18 protein-coding genes are annotated in these 22,233 nt (G+C 50.6%); 13 read left to right on the top strand and 5 right to left on the bottom strand.

Annotated elements, in window-relative coordinates; genetic code table 11:
• The first annotated feature begins 18 nt into the window (after positions 1-18).
• The 3 genes from fghA to pgi all read left to right on the top strand — a co-directional run bounded on the left by fghA (position 19) and on the right by pgi (position 4,503).
• On the top strand, positions 19-861 hold the full coding sequence (gene fghA / locus KOI40_RS16485) for an S-formylglutathione hydrolase (RefSeq protein ID WP_216098647.1): 843 nt from the start codon (positions 19-21) through the stop codon (positions 859-861).
• Between the two features lie 94 nt (positions 862-955).
• Positions 956-2,629, top strand: coding sequence for a pyridoxal-dependent aspartate 1-decarboxylase PanP (gene panP, locus KOI40_RS16490; protein ID WP_216098648.1), 1,674 nt, complete (start codon positions 956-958; stop codon positions 2,627-2,629).
• Between the two features lie 233 nt (positions 2,630-2,862).
• The gene (pgi, locus tag KOI40_RS16495; RefSeq protein WP_216098649.1) at positions 2,863-4,503 is read left to right on the top strand and encodes a glucose-6-phosphate isomerase; all 1,641 of its coding nucleotides are present in this window, start codon (positions 2,863-2,865) and stop codon (positions 4,501-4,503) included.
• A 328-nt stretch (positions 4,504-4,831) separates the two neighbouring features.
• Here pgi and hexR read toward each other — a convergent pair whose 3' ends face one another.
• Positions 4,832-5,677: a transcriptional regulator HexR gene (hexR, locus tag KOI40_RS16500; RefSeq protein ID WP_216098650.1), complete on the bottom strand. Its 846-nt coding sequence runs from the start codon at positions 5,675-5,677 to the stop codon at positions 4,832-4,834.
• 421 nt (positions 5,678-6,098) lie between these two features.
• Between hexR and zwf the strand changes: the two genes are divergently transcribed.
• The 6 genes from zwf to pyk all read left to right on the top strand — a co-directional run bounded on the left by zwf (position 6,099) and on the right by pyk (position 13,779).
• Positions 6,099-7,589 (top strand): glucose-6-phosphate dehydrogenase, encoded by a 1,491-nt coding sequence (gene zwf, locus KOI40_RS16505; RefSeq protein WP_216098651.1) that lies wholly within the window; start codon positions 6,099-6,101, stop codon positions 7,587-7,589.
• Between the two features lie 12 nt (positions 7,590-7,601).
• On the top strand, positions 7,602-8,306 hold the full coding sequence (gene pgl / locus KOI40_RS16510; protein WP_216098652.1) for a 6-phosphogluconolactonase: 705 nt from the start codon (positions 7,602-7,604) through the stop codon (positions 8,304-8,306).
• Positions 8,307-8,353: 47 nt separating this feature from the next.
• Positions 8,354-10,204, top strand: coding sequence for a phosphogluconate dehydratase (gene edd, locus KOI40_RS16515; protein WP_304504242.1), 1,851 nt, complete (start codon positions 8,354-8,356; stop codon positions 10,202-10,204).
• A 55-nt stretch (positions 10,205-10,259) separates the two neighbouring features.
• Positions 10,260-10,889: a bifunctional 4-hydroxy-2-oxoglutarate aldolase/2-dehydro-3-deoxy-phosphogluconate aldolase gene (locus tag KOI40_RS16520; RefSeq protein ID WP_216098653.1), complete on the top strand. Its 630-nt coding sequence runs from the start codon at positions 10,260-10,262 to the stop codon at positions 10,887-10,889.
• A gap of 179 nt (positions 10,890-11,068) precedes the next feature.
• Positions 11,069-12,079, top strand: coding sequence for a type I glyceraldehyde-3-phosphate dehydrogenase (gene gap, locus KOI40_RS16525; RefSeq protein ID WP_216098654.1), 1,011 nt, complete (start codon positions 11,069-11,071; stop codon positions 12,077-12,079).
• A gap of 254 nt (positions 12,080-12,333) precedes the next feature.
• The gene (gene pyk / locus KOI40_RS16530) at positions 12,334-13,779 is read left to right on the top strand and encodes a pyruvate kinase (RefSeq protein WP_216098655.1); all 1,446 of its coding nucleotides are present in this window, start codon (positions 12,334-12,336) and stop codon (positions 13,777-13,779) included.
• 663 nt (positions 13,780-14,442) lie between these two features.
• On the opposite strand, the gene KOI40_RS16535 is transcribed toward pyk, so the two are convergent.
• Complete coding sequence (locus tag KOI40_RS16535; protein ID WP_216098656.1) at positions 14,443-15,012, bottom strand: outer membrane beta-barrel protein; 570 nt, start codon at positions 15,010-15,012, stop codon at positions 14,443-14,445.
• 354 nt (positions 15,013-15,366) lie between these two features.
• Complete coding sequence (locus KOI40_RS16540; RefSeq protein WP_216098657.1) at positions 15,367-16,236, bottom strand: helix-turn-helix domain-containing protein; 870 nt, start codon at positions 16,234-16,236, stop codon at positions 15,367-15,369.
• 269 nt (positions 16,237-16,505) lie between these two features.
• On the opposite strand from KOI40_RS16540, the gene KOI40_RS16545 reads away from it, so the two are divergent.
• From KOI40_RS16545 to KOI40_RS16555, 3 genes are read left to right on the top strand one after another with little or no spacing between them, the layout of a single operon-like run.
• A complete protein-coding gene (locus KOI40_RS16545; RefSeq protein WP_216098658.1) occupies positions 16,506-17,867 on the top strand; it encodes a glycosyltransferase family 4 protein in 1,362 nt (453 codons plus the stop codon).
• Positions 17,854-18,570, top strand: coding sequence for a class I SAM-dependent methyltransferase (locus KOI40_RS16550; RefSeq protein WP_216098659.1), 717 nt, complete (start codon positions 17,854-17,856; stop codon positions 18,568-18,570). The genes KOI40_RS16545 and KOI40_RS16550 overlap by 14 nt, the downstream gene beginning before the upstream one ends.
• Positions 18,571-18,593: 23 nt before the next feature.
• Positions 18,594-19,673, top strand: coding sequence for a prenyltransferase/squalene oxidase repeat-containing protein (locus tag KOI40_RS16555; RefSeq protein WP_216098660.1), 1,080 nt, complete (start codon positions 18,594-18,596; stop codon positions 19,671-19,673).
• Positions 19,674-19,712: 39 nt separating this feature from the next.
• Here the strand turns inward: KOI40_RS16555 and KOI40_RS16560 are convergent, their stop codons facing one another.
• Positions 19,713-20,336, bottom strand: a complete 624-nt coding sequence (locus KOI40_RS16560; protein WP_216098661.1) for a class I SAM-dependent methyltransferase — start codon at positions 20,334-20,336, stop codon at positions 19,713-19,715.
• 132 nt (positions 20,337-20,468) lie between these two features.
• Here KOI40_RS16560 and KOI40_RS18775 point away from each other — a divergent pair, with 132 nt between their 5' ends.
• Positions 20,469-21,191 carry an acyltransferase gene (locus KOI40_RS18775; protein WP_304504243.1) on the top strand — a complete coding sequence of 241 codons (723 nt, stop codon included), beginning with the start codon at positions 20,469-20,471 and terminating at the stop codon, positions 21,189-21,191.
• Between the two features lie 25 nt (positions 21,192-21,216).
• Here the strand turns inward: KOI40_RS18775 and KOI40_RS16570 are convergent, their stop codons facing one another.
• Positions 21,217-22,188 carry a tRNA dihydrouridine synthase gene (locus KOI40_RS16570; protein WP_216098662.1) on the bottom strand — a complete coding sequence of 324 codons (972 nt, stop codon included), beginning with the start codon at positions 22,186-22,188 and terminating at the stop codon, positions 21,217-21,219.
• Between the last annotated feature and the right edge of the window lie 45 nt (positions 22,189-22,233).

The following is a 22,233-nucleotide window of genomic DNA, read 5'->3' on the forward strand; positions in this document are numbered from 1 at the left end:
TTTTGTTAAGGAGCACCTATGGAACAGCTTGCTGAAAATAAATGCTTTGGTGGTCGCCAGCTGCAATTCAATCATGCCTCGTCGGCACTCAATTGCACCATGCGCTTTTCGATTTTCCTGCCGCCTCAGGCTGACAGCGGAAAAGTGCCGGTTCTGTACTGGTTGTCGGGCCTGACCTGCACGGATGAAAACTTCGTGCAGAAAGCGGGTGCCCAGCGTATTGCGGCTGAATTGGGGGTGGCCATTGTGGCCCCCGATACCAGCCCGCGGGGCGAGGGCGTTGCGGACGATCCTGAGGGCGCTTATGACTTCGGTCTGGGGGCTGGATTTTATTTGAATGCTACCCAGGCGCCCTGGAGCGAACACTACCGGATGTACGATTACATCAGCAGCGAGTTGCCAGACCTGATCGAGGCTTCGTTTCCGGTGGATGGACAACGTGCAGGGATATTTGGGCACTCGATGGGTGGTCATGGGGCGTTGACGATCGCCCTGAAAAACCCACAGCGTTTCCGGTCTGTCTCGGCGTTTGCACCCATTGTGGCGCCAACCCAGTGCCCTTGGGGTGAAAAAGCCCTGAGCGGTTATCTCGGAGATGACCGGGAGCAGTGGAAAGCATACGATGCCTGCGAGCTGGTTCGCTCCGTAGAGACTAAACCCAGGGCTCTGCTAGTGGATCAGGGTGAGGCCGATAACTTCCTGGCCGAACAGTTGAAGCCTGAGTTGTTGCAGCAGGCTTGTGAGCAGGCGGGTGTACCACTGACATTGAGAATGCAGCCGGGTTATGACCACAGCTACTTTTTCATTGCCAGTTTTATCGAAGATCACCTGCGTTTCCACGTCGCGCAGCTGGCTGAATAAAGCGGGTTAAAAATCAACCCGTTTTGAAAATTGTGGGGTTGCGGACATTCCGTCAGCCCCATATTATGCACCCCCTTACATGGAGTGGTGCCCTATGAGTGCAGGCGATAAACCTCAAGATGTTCCCGCTTACCCAGTGCTGAATATTGGTACTGATGGTGTGGCAGAGGCAAATCTGGAAAGTCTGCAGCGCATTTTTACCATTCCTGAATCCAGCGAATCGACCCTTGCTCAAATCGATGCGGCCATCTCCAGCAATCTGGATGGTTTCCTGCACGAGCACATTGTCGCTGTCGAAAAACCCCTGTCTGAAATTGAAACCGAGTTTGCCTCGGCGAACATTCCAGAGCAGCCGTTCTACGTTTCAACCTACACAGATTTTATCCTCAAGCAGCTGGTGTCCCAATCGGTGCATACATCGTCCCCGGGATTCGTGGGGCATATGACCTCAGCACTGCCTTACTTTATGTTGCCATTGGCAAAGATCGTCACGGCACTGAATCAAAACCTGGTGAAAGTAGAGACTTCCAAAGCGTTTACGCCCATGGAACGACAGGTACTGGGGATGCTGCACCGTTTGATTTTTTCTGAGAGTGACACGTTTTACGATCAGTGGTTGCATCACGCGGGCCATGCGCTGGGGGCGTTCTGTTCAGGTGGGACGGTGGCCAATATCACTGCGTTGTGGGCAGCCCGCAATCACCGGCTGGGAGAGCAAAACATTGCCCGTGAAGGGCTGTATGGTGCATTACAGTCTGCGGGACTCAAGGGGTTGGCGGTATTGATATCCCGCCGGGGCCATTACTCCCTTGCCAAAGCCGTGGATCTTTTGGGGCTTGGTCGCAACCAGTTGGTCGCCATCGATACGGATGAGCACTACCGGGTCGATGTCGAGGCCATGCGCCATAAAGCCCGACAGCTGGAGGCCGAAGGCATCGGCGTACTCAGTATTGTGGGGCTGGCCGGTGCGACGGAGACTGGCAGTGTGGATGATTTACAGGCACTGGCCGACCTGTCAGAGGAGTTGAGGTGTCACTTCCATGTGGACGCGGCATGGGGTGGGGCGACCCTGTTTTCCGATACCCATCGCTCCTTGCTCGCAGGCATCGAGCGGGCTGACTCGGTGACCATTGATGCCCACAAGCAATTTTACGTGCCGATGGGGGCGGGCATGGTGCTGTTCAAGGATCCTGAGCGCCTGTCCAGTATTGAACATCACGCGGAGTACATCATTCGTCAGGGGTCGAAAGATCTCGGCAGTCATACACTGGAAGGCTCTCGTCCCGGTATGGCGTTACTGGTTCACGCTGGCCTTAATATTATTGGCCGCAAGGGCTATGAGTTACTGATTGATCAGGGGCTTGAGCGGGCCAGGTACTTTGCTTCTCTGATTGAGCAGCATCCCGATTTTGAGCTGGTGGTCGCTCCGACATTAAACATCCTGGGATACAGGTATAACCCTGAATGGCTGCAGTCCGCGATGCCCGGGCTGTCGGCTGAAGTCCGAAGCGAGGTTAATGAGTTGCTCGATCAGGTAACTCAGCTGATTCAAAAATCCCAGCGAGCAGCCGGCAAGACTTTTGTGTCCCGCACGCGGGTTGATGTGAGTCGGTACCAGGGGCAGGTGGTGACGGTGTTCCGCGTGGTTCTGGCTAATCCACTGACAACTGAGGCTGTACTGGATTCAGTCCTGGAAGAGCAGTTGGAACTGGTGACCTTGCCAGAGCTGTCCTGGATCATTGGCCGGATTCAAAGTCTCATCGGCTGACGCGTTTCAGCTCTTTGCTTGTTGAGTTTTCACCCTTTTTATGGCGTCAGTCTGCAGATTCCTGCCGCACCAATATTTAATTTAATTAAATTTATGGTTGTTTTTTATCAATTTATCAATGTATTATTTAACTCAATTAAATTGTATTGAATTCGCTTGAGTTGGTGAATTGGATTTAGGCAGGAAGTTAGCAGCGTATGTTTGACCCGATGGAGAGGCCTTCGCAGGAGGCAATGTTAGAGGCGTGGGAGGCACTCGCACATATCGGCCATGAGCAAGGGAATCTCGATATCCGGGCGCAATTTGAATCTGATCCGGAACGGCTGGCGCGTTTCAGTCGGCAGGCGGCGGGTTTGACTCTGGATTTCTCTCGCCATTCTGTAACTCCTGAGTCGTGGCGGGGTTTGTTGGCGCTGGCAGCGGCAGCAAAGCTTCCTCAGGCGATACAGCAGATGTTGGCTGGCGAGCCAATCAATCATACGGAAGGCAGAAAGGTACTTCATTGCGCTTTGCGTGGTGGGGCTAACAAGTCTCTGGCTGAAAATGAGCTGGTAGAGAGCGCTCGTCAACGAATGGCCGGGCTGGTTTGCTCAGTGATGACAGGCGAGCGCACAGGTTACAGCGGTGAAGCGTTTACCGATGTGGTCAATATCGGTATTGGTGGCTCAGATCTGGGGCCGGCCATGGTGAGTGAGGCTCTGACGCCTTACCAACAGCGTCTTAATCTGCACTTTGTTTCCAATGTCGATCCCTCTCATCTGGTGAATACCTTGAAGGGACTGAATCCGGCGACAACCTTGTTTGTTGTCGCTTCCAAGACTTTTACCACACTTGAGACCTTGTCGAATGCCCGAGCGGCTCAGGCCTGGTTACAGGCCGCTGCCGGGGCTGACTGCACTTTGTCAGATCATTTTGTTGCGGTGTCTTCCAATGTGGCCAAGGCCGAAGAGTTTGGGATTCACCAGGAATCCATTTATCCCATGTGGGATTGGGTGGGCGGCCGTTACTCGCTGTGGTCGGCCATCGGTTTACCCATTGCGCTGGCCGTCGGGTGGGACAATTTTGAGTCTCTGTGTGAAGGGGCTTCGGCGATGGATCAGCATTTTTCATCGGCTTCTGCAGGCGACAATTTACCGGTTATTTTGGCGTTGCTGGAAATATGGTCGGTCAATGTTTTGGGGGCTCAGAGTCATGCAGTTCTGCCTTACGATCAGAATTTGTCCCAGTTACCGGCTTTTCTGCAGCAGTTGACCATGGAGAGCAATGGCAAACGCGTAGACCGGGATGGGCACAGCCTGGAAAGAGCGTCTTGTCCGGTTGTATGGGGGGCGGCGGGAACCAATGGTCAGCACTCATTTCATCAATTGTTGCATCAGGGGACGCAACCTGTGCCGGTTGATTTTATTGTCCCGATGCAAAGCCATAACCCTCTGGCGGATCAGCACACGCATCTGGTTACCAATTGCATGGCGCAGGCAAGGGCACTGCTGTACGGCAAATCGCTGGAGCAGGCCACTCAAGAATTGCGTGATGCCGGTTATTCAGAGGATGAGGTGGTCGCTCTTGCACCGCACAAGGTCCTGCCCGGTAACCGCCCGAGTCTGACCATCTCTTACGACAAAACAACACCCTATACCCTGGGAGCGTTGTTGGCGCTCTACGAGCATAAGGTCTTTGTCTCCAGTGTGATCTGGCAGTTGAATGCGTTTGACCAGTGGGGGGTTGAGCTGGGTAAGCAAATTGGTGTGGAAATCTATCGGGAAATTGAGCAGCGTCGTAAAGGGGAGAGGGGGGCATCCTTCGATCCATCAACGGAAGCTTTGTTGGCTCAACTTCTGAACAGTACGAACAACGAAGTTGTGGAAGGTTTTTAACGGTTTTTGAAAACAGTGTTCTTGTCTCTGCACTTTTACTTTATGTAAAAATGTGGCTTATGGCGCTTCAAATGGAGCGCCTTTTTTTTGTTTGGCGCGTTTTCGCTTTCCGTGGTATGTCTTTTTTCAACAGATCTATGGGGCGGTTGTGTTGCTTTCAGGGAACAGGGATGCAGTGGGGATGATCGCCTGATGACAGCAAGGGGTCGGATCACATAATGCGCAGTACCTGTTGCAGGGGGTGGTAAAGCCGCCCGGTGGTAAGTGCCCATGACGCAATCGTTCAAATCTCGTTGTCTGGCCAGAGTGTTGAGCGGATTCTGATGCTTTATTTACGTTCTGCCTTGGTGTGATCCAGGCTTTCCTTGATTTTCTTCAGGTGTTCATCAATACCGGGGCTGCGCTTCAGCGCGAGACCGGTTGCCAGAATATCCACAATCGTCAAAATCATGATTCGTGTGGTCATGGGAACATAAATGGTGGTGTCTTCCAGCTCGCTACCTGAGGTGATGACGATATCGCAGGCGGCAGCCAGAGGGGAGTTGGGTTCTGTGATGGCGATGACCTTGGCTCCGCTTTGCTTGGCGGTGTGCGCGGTCTCTATAGTAGCGTGGGTACGTCCCGTAAACGAAATAAACAGAATGACACTGTCTTCATTCGCCGCCGCTGCAGCCATACGTTGTTTCAGGTTATCTTCATAGGCAATTGTGGGGGTGCCCAGGCGAAACAGTTTGTGTTGGGCGTCTTGGGCGATGGATGAACAGCCGCCCATGCCAAATATCTCAATTCTTTTCGCCTTATCGAGGGCGTCGACAGCGGCCTCGATGGTGCTGATATCCAGTTCTTTGCGCAGATATTCCAGGGCTCCCTGATTGGCGCTGATCAATTTGTTAACGTAAGTATCCGCGTCGTCATCAACGGATACAGAGCGAGTAACATAGGAGGTGTTTTTGGCCAGGCTTTGAGCCAGTTGCACTTTGAATTCAGGGAATCCTTTGCATCCCAAACCACGACAGAGCCGTGAAATCATTGGGTCGCTGACCTGAGCCTTGCGGGCAATCTCAGCGGTGGTAGCGTGAACAGCGGCTTCCGGGTCTGCGAGAATAACTTCTGCAATACGGCGTTCGGACTTACTCAGGTTTTCTAGCTCGTGTCTGAGATGCGTCAATATCATGGTTATCCCTACAGATATTCGGAAAAGCAGTTATTCGAAATGGCTATGGAAGCCTTTCAATAAAAGTGCAACTTTAACAGCAACCGTTTTCCAGGCGAACTGTTTTGTTGGCGCCTATTTAACATTAGAATTTAATTTAATTAAATAAAATGCATTGTTAGGTGTCATTTATAGGGGTATAATTTAACTCAATTAAATTCAGGCTTCCAGTTAAAAAGAGGTGTTCCTGATTCTATATTCATAGAAGGGAGTGTTTACCTGGTTCTGGAGGAGTGTTTCGAGTGTGTGATTTCTGGTTTGGTTCGCAGATTGCATTACTTGTTCAGAATAACGGTGGCTGGAATAGCAAAGTGACCTTTGATGGTGCAGATAATAGTGCAAATAACAGGATGGAAGCCAGAAGTAGCGGGGAGAAAAACGTATGACGCACGACTTTGATATGGTCATTTTTGGTGGTTTGGGCGATTTGTCATTGCGCAAGCTGTTGCCCGCACTGTATCGCTCTGAAGTGTCCGGACATTTTCCGGAGGGGGCGAGAATTTTCCTGGTGTCGCGCAGAGTGGAATCCCGTGAACAGGAGTTGACCCGTATTCACGAATGGTTATCCACACAGTTGAAGTCTGGCGAGTCTCCAGCATCCCATTGGCAAGTGTTTGAAGAACGTTTGCACTTGTGCGCATTGGACGTCACGGAAAACGGCGAAGGCTGGGCACAACTGGAACAGCCTTTATCCGATATCCCCGAGGGACAAGCGCCAAGGGATCGGGTGTTTTATCTGGCTATGCCTCCCAGCCTCTATGGCACCATCTGTGAGCAGTTGAGTGCCCGTAATCTGATTCATGAGGCGTCACGGGTGGTACTGGAAAAACCGCTGGGTTATGACAGAAACACAGCAAACGACATTAATACACAGGTGGGTAAATACTTTCCGGAAAACAGTATTTTCCGTATCGATCACTATCTGGGTAAAGAGACGGTTCAAAACCTGTTGGCGTTACGCTTTGCCAATATCATGTTTGAGCCCTTGTGGAACGGCAATTACATTGATCATGTTCAGATCAGCTTATCGGAAGAGGTAGGGCTGGAAGGGCGTACCGCGTTTTACGATCAGGCCGGCGCCATGCGCGACATGATTCAGAACCACTTGTTGCAGTTGCTCTGTCTGGTGGCCATGGAACCTCCGCATAAATTACAGGCCGACAACATTCGTACAGAAAAACTCAAGGTGCTTCAGGCTCTGCGTCCCTTAACCGGTTACGAGGTACAGAGCCACACAGTCAGAGGCCAGTACGTTGAAGGCATGATGCATGGTAAAGAAGTGCCGGGCTATCTGGATGAGCTGGGTAAAGACAGTCAGACAGAAACGTTTGTGGCCATTAAGGCACACATCGATAACTGGCGCTGGAGTGGGGTGCCGTTTTACTTCCGCACTGGCAAGCGGTTACGTCAACGCTGTGCCGAGATTGTCATCCAGTTCAAATCACTGACTCACAATGTGTTTGACGGAACTTCGACACATCTTGCGGCCAACCGTCTGGTTATCCGTCTTCAGCCCGATGAAGGCATTGAAATGACGGTAATGGCCAAAGAGTTGAATCATCTGGACATGCGCTTGCAGCAGGTGCCCCTCAATCTTAACTTTGCCGAAACTTTCAGCAATTTCTACAGTGATGCTTATCAGCGTTTGCTATTGAATGTTATCGATAACGACCTGAGTCTGTTTGCCCATCGTGACGAGGCCGATCTGGCCTGGGCCTGGGTCGATCCGATCATCAATGCATGGAACACCTCTGGAACACCTGTGCAGACCTATGAAGCTGGCAGCTGGGGGCCGGATGCCTCGGCAGCACTTTTGCACAGCGACCGACGTGCCTGGCACAACAACGGCGGCAGCAAGCGCAGCAAGAAATAACGCGGATTGAATATGATTAATGAACATCGCTTTGAATCACGAGAAACACTGCTGCAAGCCTTGTATGGTGAAGTGCTGACTTGCCTGGCAACGGATCTTCAGCAGTCTGGACAGGCTACCGCGTTGTTGTCGGGTGGTTCGACACCGGGTCCTTTGTATGAGCGTTTATCTCAGGCAGAACTGGACTGGACAAATGTTTACGTCGCCTTGGTGGATGAGCGCTGGGTAGAGCCGGATCATGCGGCCAGTAATGAAAAGCTGTTACGGCAGACGCTAATGCAACATAACGCTGCAGAGTGTCAGTTTACTGGTATGAAAAATGCTGCAAATACTCCGTTCGAAGGGCAATCCATCTGCAATGCGCACTATGGTCAATTACCGACACCCTACAGTGTCTGTTTGTTGGGAATGGGGGGCGATGGCCACACGGCTTCATTATTCCCTCATGCTGAGGGATTGGCTGAAGCACTGAATTCCCAACAAACTTGTGCTGGAATTCTGGCGAAGCGTTCAGAAGTTACCGGCGAAAATCTGCAGCGTATGACCATGACGCCACATGCTTTGCTCAATTCCCGAAAAATCGTGTTGTTGATCACCGGTGAGGACAAATGGGATGTTTATCGTCGAGCCTGTAAAAGTGACGATATTTCTTCCACGCCCGTAAGTGTGTTTTTGCAGCAGACTGACGTAGATATTGATGTGTATTGGGCGCCATAAGGTACCTGACTGCATTATCCGTCGATTAATTTAAGAGGTGTATTCCAATGGCCAAACTGCATGAAGTCTTGCAGCAGGTAACAGACACAATCATTGAGCGCAGCCACTCAAGTCGCAGTGCTTACCTGAAACGTGTTGATGCAGCGGTTCAAAAAGGCCCTCATCGCGGACAGTTGGCCTGTGGCAATCTGGCTCACGGGTTTGCGGCTTGTTCAGCGGAAGAAAAAGCCGATCTTACTGCCGATGTGAAATCCAATATTGCGATTGTATCGGCCTATAACGATATGTTGTCGGCGCACCAGCCCTTCAAGCACGCGCCGGATCTGATCAAAGACGCTATCTCTGAAGCCGGCGGTGTAGCGCAGTTCGCGGGTGGTGTGCCAGCGATGTGTGATGGTGTGACTCAGGGCCAGCCCGGCATGGAGTTGTCGCTGTTCAGTCGCGATGTGATCGCCATGTCAACGGCGGTTTCGCTCAGTCACAATATGTTTGATGGCGCCCTGTATCTTGGTGTGTGTGACAAGATTGTACCGGGCCTGTTAATTGGTGCTCTGACATTTGGTCATCTCCCGGCAGTGTTTGTTCCGGCAGGTCCAATGACGACCGGCATGTCGAACAAGGAAAAGGTTCGTATTCGTCAACTTTACGCAGAGGGCAAAATTGGTCGTAAAGAGCTGTTGGACGCTGAATCCAAGTCTTACCATGGCCCCGGTACCTGCACATTTTACGGCACTGCAAACAGCAATCAGATGATGGTTGAAATCATGGGGCTGCACTTGCCCGGCAGTTCGTTTATTAATCCCTATACTCCGCTGCGTGATGAATTGACGAAAGCGGCGGCCAGACAGGTTCTTAAATTTACCGCTCAGGGTGAAGATTTCCGTCCAGTCGGCCATGTCATCAATGAGAAGGCAATCGTCAATGCCATCGTGGGGCTGTTGGCTACTGGCGGCTCCACGAACCATACCATTCACCTGATTGCCATTGCCCGGGCTGCGGGTATTAAAATTAACTGGGATGATTTTGATGCACTGTCAAAAGTCATTCCGTTGATGACTCGTATCTATCCCAATGGTCAGGCGGATATCAATCACTTCCAGGCCGCTGGAGGCATGGGGGTCCTGATCGATAAGTTGTTGCAGGCCGGGTTGTTGCACGAAGATATTATTACCGTCGGCGACGACCGGGGATTGCAATACTACAACCGCGAGCCTGTGTTACGTGATGGTGCACTGGTGTGGCAGGATTCTCCTGCAGAGCCCCTGGATCGTGATGTGCTGCGGGGCAGTGATGAACCTTTTGATACTACGGGTGGCCTGCATCTTCTGAAAGGCAATCTGGGCCGAGGTGTGATCAAGGTGTCAGCGGTTCAGCCAGAGCACCGAGTGGTAGAGGCTCCGGCCATTGTATTTGACGACCAGAATGACATTGTGGCTGCCTTCAAAGCCGGCAAGCTGGAGAAAGATTTTGTGGCCGTGTTGCGCTATCAAGGGCCAAAAGCCAACGGGATGCCTGAGTTACACAAGTTGACACCTCCTTTGGGAGTTTTACAGGATCGAGGATTCAAAGTGGCGTTAGTAACGGATGGACGCATGTCCGGTGCATCAGGAAAGGTTCCTGCTGCCATTCATCTGACTCCAGAATGTGCTGCTGGCGGGCCTTTGGCCAAAGTACAGACCGGAGACATCATTCGTCTGGATGCCAATGCCGGCACTTTAGAGGTGGTCCTGGATCGGCAAGTGCTGGACAGCCGTATTGCGTTGGCTTCTTCAGAGGGGAGTCATCACTTTGGTATGGGGCGTGAGTTATTTGGCGGGTTCCGGCATCAAGCCTCTTCCTCTGAGCAGGGTGCCTGCACTCTGTTTAGTGAGTTCGATGCAGAAGACAGCAGTATGTAAGTGAATAATTGATAAGACAGTTAATTGAAAATACTCGACAAGAGAATGGAAGTTTATGGCAGTAACCATTAAAGAAATTATGGAAACATCCCCGGTTGTTCCGGTGATGGTGATAGAAAATCTGGAAGATGCTGTCCCGCTGGCGAAGGCTTTGGTGCACGGAGGGTTGAAGGTGCTGGAAATCACATTGCGCACGGCACCTGCACTGGAAGCCATTGCCGCCATCAAAGAATCAGTACCTGATGCGATCGTGGGAGCCGGGACGATCATTAATACGGAGACCTTACAGGCTTCGCTGGATGCCGGGGCCGAATTTATTGTGACTCCAGGCTCGACACCGGCCATTATTGATGCCGCTCAAGCTTCAGGCGTGCCTATATTACCGGGGGTGAATACACCCAGTGAAGCCATGGTATTGCTGGAAAAAGGTATCACTGCGATGAAGTTTTTCCCAGCGGAGGCGGCGGGTGGTATTCCCATGCTGAAATCCATTGCCGGTCCTTTGCCTCAAATTACTTTTTGCCCAACAGGCGGCGTAAACCCTAAAAATGCACCAGATTATCTGGCTTTGCCAAATGTAGCCTGTGTTGGAGGATCCTGGATGGCTCCAACAGACATGGTCAAGGCCAAAAAGTGGGAAGAGATCAAACAGCTGGCGTCGGAAGCAGCTGCACTTAAGCAGTAACGAAATCGCATTTAACAACTGGCTGCGTCAAGACAGCTTTTAAATTACAAGAGCCGGTGTAACGGCTCACCCTAGGTTGCCTGGGCAGTATTCATCGATCACTAAATGTCGGTGAAGTTGCCCGACAACAGTCCAAGGTGCAAGAGACAAGTACTGTTAACTGGAATAGGGTGATTATTATGACAATTCGTGTAGCAATTAATGGGTACGGCCGTATAGGTCGCAATGTATTACGGGCACTGTATGAGTCTGGCTATCGCCAGCAGATTCAGATCGTGGCCATCAATGATTTGGGTGATACTGAGTTCAATGCGCATCTCACCCGTTACGATTCCATTCATGGACGCTTCCCCGGTGAGGTCAGTGTGGATAACCACTCGCTGGTGGTGAATGGTGATACCATTCAGACATTCAGTGAGCGCGATCCTCACAACCTGCCATGGAAGAGTCTGGCGGTAGATGTGGTGTATGAGTGTACGGGGTTCTTTACCAGTCGCGACAAAGCCGCTGCGCACATTGAGGCAGGTGCCAAAAAAGTCATCATCTCGGCACCGGCATCGGGCGTGGATGCGACGGTGGTTTACGGTGTGAACGATAAGGTTCTGACTTCGGCGAGTCAGATTATTTCTAATGCTTCCTGTACCACTAATTGCCTGGCGCCTGTGGCTAAAGTGCTCAATGATGCGATAGGCATCGAACAGGGAGCTATGACTACGATTCACTCCTACACCAATGATCAAAAACTGCACGATGTCTATCACAGTGACATCTATCGTGCCCGTTCAGCCACACAATCGATGATTCCCACCAAGACCGGTGCGGCATCCGCAGTAGGGCTGGTTCTGCCTGAGTTGGCAGGTAAGTTGGACGGTATGGCGGTTCGTATTCCTACGGCCAATGTGTCACTGGTGGATTTTCACTTTATCGCCAAGCGGGAAACATCAGTAGAAGAGATTAATGACACGATTAAAGAGGCAGCCTCGCAAGCTCCATTGAAAGGAATTCTGGCGTACAACACTGAGCCTCTGGTGTCAGTAGACTTTAATCATCAGTCTGCATCTTCGAGCTTTGACGCCACCCAAACCCGGGTGAATGGGAAAATGGTCAAAGTGATGGCCTGGTACGACAATGAGTGGGGTTTTTCCAATCGGCTGTTGGACAACACACTGGCATTAATGCAGGCTAGTTAGGTGTGTTTTGTCATGATTGTGCGTAGCCTGTAATCATCGTGAGTTTCAGAGGGTTGCGCATGGATATGGCGAAATGCACACGGTTTTGATGTTATAGCTAGCGATAAAAAGCAAACCTGATGAATCGCAGGAAGGCAAACATTTGAATGCCGGTGCAGGCAAATAGTTATTAGATCTATATTTGTATTCACTCACAGCATCCGAACCATGTTGTGGCTGATTCGTTATTATCTCTGATTAGGTAAGGATTCATTTTGATTAGACGTACCAAGATAGTTGCCACCCTGGGGCCGGCAACAGATTCGCCTGAAGTATTGGAGAAGTTGATCCATGCCGGCGTGAACGTTGTGCGATTGAATTTTTCTCACGGTTCGCCAGAAGATCACAAGGCTCGTGCACGGATGGTCAGGGCGCTGGCCGATAAGTACCAGCGTACCGTAGCAGTACTTGGTGATCTGCAAGGGCCTAAAATTCGTGTGGCCCGATTTGCCGAAGGCGCCATTGAACTGTCTTTAGGCGACGATTTCTATCTGGATGCATCGCTTGACCGTGAAGCCGGTAACCATATGGAAGTGGGGATTGATTATCCCCAGCTCCCTGAGGATGTAGTTGCCGGTGATCGTTTATTGCTGGACGATGGCCGGGTTGTTCTTGAGGTCACCGGAGTGGAAGGCCCTCGCATTGCGACCAAGGTGGTGGTGGCGGGCAGGTTATCGAATAACAAGGGTATTAACCGTGAAGGCGGGGGCTTGTCAGCCGATGCATTGACCGAAAAGGATTTTCGCGATATTGAGCTGGCGGCCGAGCTGGAAGTTGATTACCTTGCCGTCTCGTTTGTCCGTTGTGGAGCCGATCTGCATAAAGCACGTGAGCTTTTGCATAAGGCCGGTGGCAGTGCAGGCCTGGTAGCCAAAGTTGAGCGAGCCGAAGCCGTGTTGCCAGAGGCTCTGGATGACATCATTCAGGCGTCGGATGCCGTAATGGTTGCCCGTGGTGATTTGGGTGTCGAAATTGGCGATGCTGCACTGGTGGCAGTGCAAAAACGAATGATTACTCGCGCCCAGGCTCTGAACAAACCGGTAATTACTGCTACCCAGATGATGGAGTCTATGATCGAAAGCCCGCTGCCGACCCGGGCAGAGGTTTTCGATGTGGCGAATGCTGTGCTGGATGGTACCGATGCGGTGATGTTGAGTGCCGAAACCGCAGCCGGCAGCTTTCCAGTGGAAGCCGTGGAAGCTATGGATCGTGTTATCCGGGGAGCGGAAAAACAACCCTCAGCCATGATTTCCAAGCATCGCTTGCACGAAAGTTTCGATAATATTGATGAGACCATTGCCCTGGCGGCAATGTATACGGCCAATCACCTGGAAGGGGTGAAAGCCATTATCAGTTTTACGGAAACCGGACGTACACCGCTGTACATGACCCGCATTGATTCAGGCTTGTCTGTCTTTGCTTTTACCGACCATAAGCGCACGGAAAGTCGGCTGGCGTTGTATCGCAGCGTGGTACCCGTAACCTTCGACACCTCAAGCATTGCACCTGAACAGCTGAATCAGGCCGTTGTGGATGAGTTGGTAAGACGTGAAGTGGTTACCCAAGGTGACTTGGTGATCATTTCCAAAGGGGACTTTCTGAACGTCCATGGCGGGACGAACACGATGAAAATTGTTCGCGTTGGGGACATGATTCGATAATCGGTTCGGTGTGATCCAATTGAAGAAACCAGCCTGCAGATATTGTCTGGAGATTCCCAAAGCCCATCAGTGATGGGCTTTTTTACTCTCTTTCCAGCGCATCGACAGTCTCGGCAAACCCGAAGAACGGGTTGAATGACTTCAAAAGTAGAGTGTATAGCCTTATGGGTGGCCGGGGTTTGGCCTTTAATGACTTTAATTTGCTCGTTTGTGTATCTGAGGCAGGCGGCAACGGTGTCACTTACGGTAGACTGGCTGCATAACCTGTACAAATAGTGATCCAAATCGGGTAGAATACCCGCCACGGAAACAAGGCTGATTTTAATAACCAAAAAAGCCCACCATAAAGTTGTGGGCTTTTTTGTGTCCAAAATTCAAGACCCTGCTGGTAGTTTGTTTGCAAGAATTGTTCAGGAGCCAAAAATGCGTAAGGTTGTAAAACTCGTGATTTTTAACCACCGGGTGGTCACTAAAGGGAAGATCGGTGGGAGGATGAATCTTGAAGGCCAGCGTTCAGGAGCTTTTTGGTTCTAGCCGTCTTGTTTGAGGTACATATCTATCTCAAAAGAGCTGAACGTTGACATACAGTAAAATAAAAAAAGCGAGGGCGTAAGCACCTCGCTTTTTTATGGTGTCTGCATTCAGAGATTTCGCAGAGCTTTCTTAAAATGTATAGGCGGCACCGACAGAGAAGTAGTCGATATCCCCGTCATCCAGATCAAACATTTCATATTCACCACGGATGGCGAAAGAGCCGAGCTGGAACTTCATTCCGATTCCATACATAGGGTCTGTACCTGATTCCGAGTCATCAAAGCCCAAACCGTCTACGTCACCATCCCAGTCGATAACACCCAGTTTTCCAAAAACGCCTATGGGCCCAAAGTTAAAGCCCACCAAGCCGGCTGCGCTCCAGCCAGTGGTGTCAATATCAACACCTTTGATGTTGTTGATTTCACCATTTTGAGAGCCAAAATCGATATAAGAGCCTTCTACAGCCAAATCTATCAGGGGAAGCAAGCCAAAGTTATAGCCAATAAAAGCCTTGTAAGCGGTGTCATCGTCATTGATATCAACTTCAATATTTCCGAATTCCGGAAAATCATTGGAGTAATCCACATCGGCCTGGCCAACGGAGCCACCGATATAAATCCCGCTGTCTTTGCCTGCGTAAGCCATTCCTGCTGAACATGCCAGAGCAGTAGCAGATAGAAGAGTGAGTAAGCGTTTCATTCTTGTCGCCTCAATAATACTTTAAGGTAGGGGTTAATACTTGGATGCTAAAAGGAGTCCCAGAATATTTTATGGTTGTAGCCGGGGTGCCAGTGGTTGCCCGGACGGTTTCATGGTAAATCCTGCCAGCAGACTGAATCACTCGATGTCCTGTGGTTCCAAGAGTAACAACGATCCTGGAAGTGACATTGGTTGTAGAAGTGACAATAAGTCTCTCATTGAAAATAGACACCTTTTATAAATATGTCTATAAATGGCACGACTATTATCTTCAGGTTGAGACTTGGGTCATTTTGTCATCTATTTCGAGGGTGATTTGATAGACTATCCCAAACTCTGGGTGTTAAAGCGAAGTTAGCGTTCCAGAGAGTAAGTGTGGAGTAAAGGGTGGCTGTGGATCGCTAAATCGGAGAATTTCCCCCAAAAAGCCTCTGTGGCAGGATTGAGTGGAAAAAATGAGTGCAGCTGTAACTCGCCAATGGCTGCATTGCGTTCCGGTTCTATGCCGGTCACTAACGTTCGGCTGGCAAAGATTTCTTCATGCTCTGTTGTCTGATATTGAATGTCGTAGAGGGACAGGCTGTGCGCCCCCATGGCACGTTTGGCCCAGTTTGCCGGCAACCCGGGGTATGCCTGAAGCCAGGTGCTGAGTTCTGCAAGTTTGGGGTTTCCGGTCAGCAGGTGCTGTTCCTTGATACGCAACAGTAAAAAACAGGCCAGATCTTCCCAGTTGGCAATGTGTTGTCTTAATCCCGCCTCAGAAAAGTAGAAATCGAACAGGTTGGCTCCCGGTTGGTTAAACTTTTCCTCCAGGCCTGCAAACTGGACCATTGCCAACCAACTGCGGTTGCACAATAAAACATCCCCTACGCTGTTCAGGATCAGCGCGGGGTAGGGATCGTGCTTTTTCAGCATCATGCCAAGGCTGCTTTTCAAGGCTCTGTTTTCGGCGGCATGCAAGTTTAATGGTGAAGGTTCGTGAGTGAAACCGGTGGAAATCAACAGGGTGCCAGTGTCTCTTTCTCCCAATTGCAATGCTTCTGCCAGCCGTAAAACCATTTCACGAGTGGGGTTGGAACGACCCGTTTCAAGAAAACTGATGTGGCGGGGCGCGGCTTCTACTCTGTCAGCCAGTTGAGCTTGGGACAGTCCCTGGGTTGTACGCCAGAAGCGCACCAATTGTCCAAACGCATTCTCACTGGGTAGTGGCAATGCGGCGGACATTTCAGTTTTGCCCGTTTTGTTGGACGAATCTTTGATAACAATTATCCCGGCAGGTTGTTTTTTAAACGATGCTTATTTAGGCGACGTTGATTGGAGTCTGGAGTGTCAATTGAAAACGGCGTCTGTTTGAAAAAACCGTTTGGTTTGGATGCATAGTCTCGCGATGCTTCCCTGTGAGGTAATTGCTGCTGATTATAGGCTGTGTCAAACTGAGGCTCAATCGTCATATGACAGACCTAGGGAATGGGCTTGGCCCATAAAATTGCCCAATGACAGCACCAGAAGAAATACCAGAAAGTTTGTTGTTGAACTCCGAAAAACCTTTAAACATCTGTCTGCTGGGTTACCGCAGCCACCCGTTTGTTGGGGGGCAGGGTGTGTACCTCAATTACCTGAGTAAGGCGTTGGTGGATCTCGGACATCGTGTAGACGTTATGTCAGGTCCACCCTATCCACAGCTTGACCCGCGAGTCACTTTGATCAAAGTGCCCAGTCTGGATCTGTTTGAAGCTCCAAACCATGTTACAGCTCTACGCCCCAGGCATCTCACATCATGGTCGGATTTCTTCGAATGGTGGTCGATGCTCACGGGAGGTTTTGCCGAGCCTTATACCTTTAGCCGTCGGGTTGCCAAGCTGATGAAGCAGCGTGGCCAGCAATACGATATCGTGCACGACAATCAATGTTTGGGATACGGCCTGCTGGAACTGCAAAAACGAGGCATTCCAACGGTGGCGACAGTCCATCATCCGATTACTCGGGATTTGAAACTCGCTCTGGATGCTGCACCCAACTGGCGGCATCGCCTGCTGGTTCGACGCTGGCACTCGTTTTTGGGCATGCAGAAAAAAGTTGTGCAGCAGTTGAAACACATTGTCACGGTATCTGCCTGCTCACGAAATGACATTGCCGAAGCCTTTGAGCGACCAGTGGACACCATCAGTCTGATTCACAACGGTATTGATACTGACACGTTTCAGCCAAGGCCACATATCAGAGCCAAACCCTACCGGGTAATGACGACAGCATCGGCTGATCAACCTTTAAAGGGGCTGCGTTATCTTTTGGAAGCTGTGGCAGAACTGAAGTCGCGTTTCCCTGAGATTGAACTATTGGTTGTTGGCAAGTTGAAAGAAGGCGGCCAAACCGAAAAACTGTTGGCCAAACTGGATCTGAAAGACAGTGTTCAATTTGTCTCGGGGATTAGTACAGAGGCTCTGGTGGATCATTACTCAGAGGCTTCTGTTGTGGTATCTCCTTCTCTTTATGAGGGCTTTGGCTTGCCCGCAGGAGAGGCAATGGCCTGTGGCTGTGCGGTGATATCATCCGATGGCGGGGCTCTGCCCGAAGTGGTTGGTGATGCTGGTTTGGTGGTTCCCGCCGGACACAGTCGTGAATTAGCCAAAGCCCTGGAAAGAGTGTTATCTGACGATGGCCTGAGAAAATCCATGCAACTGAAAGGGCGGCAGCGCATTCTTGAGCAGTTTTGCTGGAAGGTCGCTGCTCGTGAGTTCACTGAGTATTACCATCGAATTCTTGGGACATCAGGAACTGATAACGCTGCTTCGGAAGTTGATCTACCAGTTAAACCATTGAATGCTGAAGGAGGACTGGTTCGTGCAGACCATTGATTTTGATCGTCTTCAGTTGCGCAGCGGAGACCGCATACTTGACGTGGGGTGTGGCGAGGGACGTCATACCATTGGTGCGTATCTCAGCGCCAATGTTGACGCCATCGGGGTAGACTTGAGTGAGAAAGACCTGCAGACCGCGAAAGAGCGCTCTGCGGATTTTGAAGAGAAAGGTAATTCTCTCAAAAGCCTGACGTTTCAAAAAGCCGATGCACTGGCGTTGCCTTTTGCTGATAACAGTTTTGACAAGGTCATTTGTTCAGAAGTATTGGAGCACATCCCAGATTATCAGGGCGTGTTGGCTGAAATTAACCGTGTGTTAAAGCCCGACGGGTTATTGGCAGTCAGTGTTCCCCGTGCCTGGCCGGAAGAGATTTGCTGGCGCTTGAGTAAGGCTTATCGAAAGGTTGAGGGTGGGCACATCCGTATTTTTAACGCCACCCAGCTGCGCAACGATGTGGAAGACTTGGGGTGGAAACGCTATTCACGCCATTGGGCACATGCCTTGCATGCCCCGTTCTGGTGGTTGAAATGCTGGTATTGGGAGAAAGAAGACGCCAGATTGGTGCAGTGGTACCACAGTTTTTTGGTCTGGGATTTGATGAAGCGCCCGTGGCTGACACGCAGTCTGGAATGGCTCCTGAATCCGGTGATGGGAAAGAGCGTCGTTATGTATTTTGAGCGGGGAAAAGATCTTGATTAATCACCACAGGAGCGGATTGCGTTATGGATAGCCTGCTGCTCAGTAAGGGCATATTTCCGCAAAAGTTTCTGCGTAAAACAGTGGATTATATTCTATCTGTGCAGAGAGAAGACGGTTGTATACCCTGGTTTGAAGGGGGAAAGGCTGACCCCTGGGATCATACCGAAGCCGCCATGGGGCTCAGTATTGCCGGAGAGTATGCCGCAGCTGAAAAAGCCTATGAGTGGCTGCAAGGCACACAGTTGCAAGACGGCAGCTGGTATGCCAATTATCAGGATGGAATGCCTCTTTACTGTGATAAACGGGAAACCAACTTTATTGCCTACGTTGCGACTGGTGTTTGGCATCACTACCTGATTTCCTCCAATCGCGACTTTCTGGCGCGTAGCTGGCCCATGGTTGAAAAAGCCATTGAATTTGTTTTACGGCATCAGTCTCCCACCGGGGAAATCTACTGGGCCGTCAGTGAAGACGGAAAGCCGCTTAAAGATGCGTTGGTCACCGGATGTTCTTCTATTTATAAAAGTCTGGAATGTGCAGTAAACATTGCTGTTGTGCTTAAAAAAGATAAAACCCATTGGCGCAAAGGCTATTCCAGTTTGGGTAATACCCTTCATCATCATCCAGAATGTTTTGATCGCACCTGGGAAAGCAAAGAACGTTATTCAATGGATTGGTTTTACCCAATTCTGGCGGGTGTCTATAAAGGCAAACAGGCAAAGGATAGGATCCAGCAACGCTGGGATACCTTTGTGAAAAAAGATATGGGGTGTTTGTGTGTCAGTGACGAACCGTGGGTCACTGTCGCAGAGTCCTGTGAATTGACCATGGCTTTGCTGGCGGCTGGCGAACACGCCAAAGCGATCCGTTTGTACGGCTGGTTGCATCAGTGGCGGGACGGTGAAGACGGCGGTTACTGGACAGGTTATCAATATGTAGAAAATATAATCTGGCCGGAGGAAAAAACCACCTGGACGGCAGGAGCGATTCTGTTGGCAGCAGATGCGATTACCGAACATACACCCGCAGCGAAGTTATTTTTGGAAAATCGATTGTTGTCTGAAATGGACGAAGCAGAAAGTTCGCAGGAGGTCAGGGCGTAAACCGATTGTGAATTTTTTCTCACAACCGGTTTGCTGATTTCATTTTCGACGAAACAGCCCAAGAGTGTTTACTGTCGGCAGTTCTTCAAAAAGGCCTGAGGCTTTGGCGAGCTTCCATATGTTGTAAGGAGCCTGGCCGCCGTCTTCGGGATTGGGAAAGATGTCGTGAATCGCCAGAATGCCGCCGGGCTTGATGAATGTAGACCAGCAGCGATAGTCAGTTTGAGCCGCTTCTTCGCTGTGGCCGCCATCGATAAAGACCATACCCAGCGGTGTAGCCCAGTGACGTGAAGCAATAGCAGAGGATGAGACGATCGGTACTACAGTGTCTTCGAGCCGGGCTTCACGCATGGTGGTGCGAAAGGTTTTAAAACTGTCCATTAATTCTATGCTGTTGTCGTACAGATCCGGATCGTGATATTCCTCGCCCAGTTGATGTTCTTCTGAGCCGCGGTGGTGATCCAGTGCATACAAAATACTGTCGTTCTGCTTGCAGGCGGTAGCAAAATAGACCGTTGATTTGCCGCAGTAGCTGCCGATTTCCAGGCATGGTCCCAGTTTGGAAGCTTCCAGAGCATATTGATAAAGTGCCAGCCCTTCGTCAGCGGCCAGAAAGCCTTTAACGTTATTGATATCGATAGGAAGATTTAATTCAGTGGACATGATCCGACCCGTTTAATGTTAATGCGCAAGGCCAGGATAGCGGCCAACAAAAGTGACGACATTAGCGAGGGCGTCAAAAAATAACAAGGCTTAACTGCCGGTAATTGTAGATAAAAAGAAAGGAAATTGGATTTGCGTCGTAACCATAGCCCCTATGCTGTCAAACGGATAAAAGGATGGTGGAATGACCTGTTGGTCAATCACTTTTTTGTAAAGCATTTTGATCGTTTGGGGCAACACCCAATGGTGGTTGAGCCTTTGTCGGCAGAAATCTTTGGTCGCAACATCGAGGCCGGTGATTATCTTCACCTGATCAGCTCCAAAGACAATCCTGTTCGTTTAACCACTTGGAGTGGTAAGGGCATGGACGGCAAGATCACGGTGGGGAATTACTGCTTGATGTCTCCGGGTACTACCATCACAGCGGCTGACAGCATCACTATTGGCGATAATTGTATGTTTGCCGCCAGTTGCTACATTGCCGACAGCGACTGGCATGGTGTTTACAACCGGCTGCGCCCCTTTCGCTGTACAAAACCCATTGTACTGAAAGATAACGTCTGGATTGGTCATGGCGCAAAGGTCGGTAAAGGTGTGACTATTGGTGAGAACAGTGTGGTAGCTGCAGGTGCGATTGTGGTTAAAGACGTGCCAGACAACGTGGTTGTCGGTGGCAATCCTGCCCGGGTTATCAAAACCATCAACCCAAACCGACGAATGTTAAAGCGGGAGCGGTTGTTTGAAGATGGAGAGTTCTATTTACAAAACCAAAGAGATCTTGATCGTTACGTGCTGAGTGGCAACACCTGGTGGGGGTGGCTGCGATCAATGCTGTTTCCAACCCGGGAGGATTAACGGTGGGAGTACTTCCCTGGCTTTGTCAGTGTCCAAGTTGGTGCTTGAACGCTGTTTCAAACTCGATAGCCAGCCGCAGCCGTTTAATGTCATTAAAGAACTCTTCTGCAGCCGGGTATTCCCGTCGTAAATAAGATAGCCACTGTTTGATACGATTACCCAGAAATTTATGCGGGTAGAGATCTTTGGTCGTTTGATAGTAAGCAAATAACATTTCAGCTATCTGAAGCCAGGTCATGGCCTGGTGTTCGTCTGTCTGATGTTGCTGTGAGAGGTATTCCGCGCGAATGGCCAGAGCCAGATCCGGCCGTGCCAGCAGGCCTCTTCCCAACATAAAGTCTTCGCAGCCGGATTGTTCACGGCATCGGCGCCAGTCTTCAACGCTCCATATCTCTCCATTGGCGATCACGGGTATGGAAATAGTCTCTTTGATGCGACCAATATAGTCCCAATAAGCTGGGGGCTTGTAGCCGTCCGCCTTGGAGCGGGCGTGAACGGTGAGTTCATCGGCTCCGGCCTCAAAGATGGCCCGGGCATTGTCCAGATAGGCGCTGCGGTCTTCGAAGCCCAAACGGATTTTGGCGCTGACCGGAATATGGTCGGGTACCGCTCTCCGAACAGCCTGCACAATATTGAAAACCCGCTCGGGCTCGCGCAACAAGCTGGCTCCGCCATCGCTGTTGTTGACAGTTTTGGCGGGGCAACCGAAATTCAGATCAATGGCTGTAGCGCCAACCCGAGAGGCTTTGGCGGCGTTTTGTGCCAGCGCTTCCGGGTTGCCTCCTAACAGCTGCAGGCGCACAGGCGTTCCAGCCGGAGTTTGGCAATGGTTTGCCAGTTCCGGACAAATTTTCTGAAACACCCGTTCTGGCAGGGTTTGAGGGCCACTGACTCGAACAAATTCGGTGACACATATGTCGATTCCACCAATTCGGGTTAATAAATCCCGTACATGGTGGTCAACAACACCCTCCATTGGAGCAAGAAACAGTCGCATACGATGAGTCAAAAGTCGGGTAAGTGGTGGCCAGGAGCCTATCTG

The organism is Pseudomaricurvus albidus (assembly GCF_018863235.1).
Taxonomy (GTDB): domain Bacteria; phylum Pseudomonadota; class Gammaproteobacteria; order Pseudomonadales; family Cellvibrionaceae; genus Pseudomaricurvus; species Pseudomaricurvus albidus.